Below are 1,843 nucleotides of genomic sequence, written 5' to 3' on the forward strand. Positions count from 1 at the left end.
TCTGAGACAGGTGCTGCATGGCTGTCGTCAGCTCGTGTTGTGAAATGTTGGGTTAAGTCCCGCAACGAGCGCAACCCCTATCCTTGTTTGCCAGCACGTCATGGTGGGAACTCCAGGGAGACTGCCGGTGATAAACCGGAGGAAGGTGGGGACGACGTCAAGTCATCATGGCCCTTACGAGTAGGGCTACACACGTGCTACAATGGCGTATACAGAGGGCGGCCAACTTGCGAGAGTGAGCGAATCCCAGAAAGTACGTCGTAGTCCGGATTGGAGTCTGCAACTCGACTCCATGAAGTCGGAATCGCTAGTAATCGTGGATCAGAATGCCACGGTGAATACGTTCCCGGGCCTTGTACACACCGCCCGTCACACCATGGGAGTGGGCTGCACCAGAAGTAGATAGCTTAACCTTCGGGAGGGCGTTTACCACTTTGTGGTTCATGACTGGGGTGAAGTCGTAACAAGGTAGCCCTAGGGGAACCTGGGGCTGGATCACCTCCTTAAACGATGATTATTGCGATGAGTGTTCACACAGATTGATACGGTTTATAAAGTAAAGAGACGATACTGGGTCTGTAGCTCAGGTGGTTAGAGCGTTCGCCTGATAAGCGAGAGGTCGGTGGTTCGAGTCCACTCAGACCCACCAATTTCTTTCCCAAGGAATTGGCGACAGTATCGACACCTTGATGGGGCTATAGCTCAGCTGGGAGAGCGCCTGCCTTGCACGCAGGAGGTCTGCGGTTCGATCCCGCATAGCTCCACCATCTTTAAGTGTTCTTGAAAAAGAATCTTTAAAAATGGTTTTCATCAGAAAATCTAGCTCTTTAACAATTTGGAAAGCTGACAAAACAACAATTTATTGTTGTTTGTAAAGTTCTCAATGTTTATCGAAAGATAAACACCAAAAAACACATTCAAGTGTTCTTGGGAATATCACTTTTACAGTGATTATTCGAAATTGAGTCCGGCAAAATCGAATGTCTCTCGCTCATTCAAATAATGAGAGACAACTTTGGTGATTTGAACATCAACTCGAAACTCCTTCGGGTTGTATGGTTAAGTGACTAAGCGTACACGGTGGATGCCTTGGCAGTCAGAGGCGATGAAGGACGTATTAACTTGCGATAAGCCCAGATTAGGTAGTAAAAACCATTTGAGTCTGGGATTTCCGAATGGGGAAACCCAATACCATAAGGTATTACTGTTGAGTGAATACATAGCTCAACAGAGCGAACCGGGGGAACTGAAACATCTAAGTACCCCGAGGAAAAGAAATCAACCGAGATTCCGAAAGTAGCGGCGAGCGAAATTGGACTAGCCCTTAAGCTTTACACGCGTTAGACGAACAGCCTGGAAAGGCCGACGATACAGGGTGATAGTCCCGTAGTTGACGACGTGTGTTCAGTGAAATCGAGTAGGGCGGGACACGTGATATCCTGTCTGAACATGGGGGGACCATCCTCCAAGGCTAAATACTCCTGACTGACCGATAGTGAACCAGTACCGTGAGGGAAAGGCGAAAAGAACCCCTGTGAGGGGAGTGAAATAGAACCTGAAACCGTGTACGTACAAGCAGTAGGAGCAGGCTTGTCCTGTGACTGCGTACCTTTTGTATAATGGGTCAGCGACTTATATTCAGTGGCAAGGTTAACCATCTAGGGGAGCCGTAGGGAAACCGAGTCTTAACTGGGCGTTCAGTCTCTGGATATAGACCCGAAACCAGGTGATCTAGCCATGGGCAGGTTGAAGGTTGAGTAACATCAACTGGAGGACCGAACCGACTAATGTTGAAAAATTAGCGGATGACTTGTGGCTAGGGGTGAAAGGCCAATCAAACCTG

The 1,843-nt window shown here is 48.4% G+C and carries 2 tRNA genes and 2 rRNA genes; all 4 read left to right on the forward strand.

The features are described 5' to 3' along the window. Positions 1 to 506 (forward strand): 16S ribosomal RNA (locus R2X38_RS26555); the annotation flags it as partial. 66 nt (positions 507 to 572) lie between these two features. Further along, a tRNA-Ile gene (locus tag R2X38_RS26560) sits at positions 573 to 649 on the forward strand. Positions 650 to 691: 42 nt separating this feature from the next. Beyond that, positions 692 to 767: transfer RNA gene (locus R2X38_RS26565), tRNA-Ala, on the forward strand. A gap of 290 nt (positions 768 to 1,057) precedes the next feature. Further along, a 23S ribosomal RNA gene (locus tag R2X38_RS26570) occupies positions 1,058 to 1,843 on the forward strand; the annotation flags it as partial.

It is taken from the genome of Photobacterium rosenbergii, assembly GCF_033022775.1.
Taxonomy (GTDB): domain Bacteria; phylum Pseudomonadota; class Gammaproteobacteria; order Enterobacterales; family Vibrionaceae; genus Photobacterium; species Photobacterium rosenbergii_A.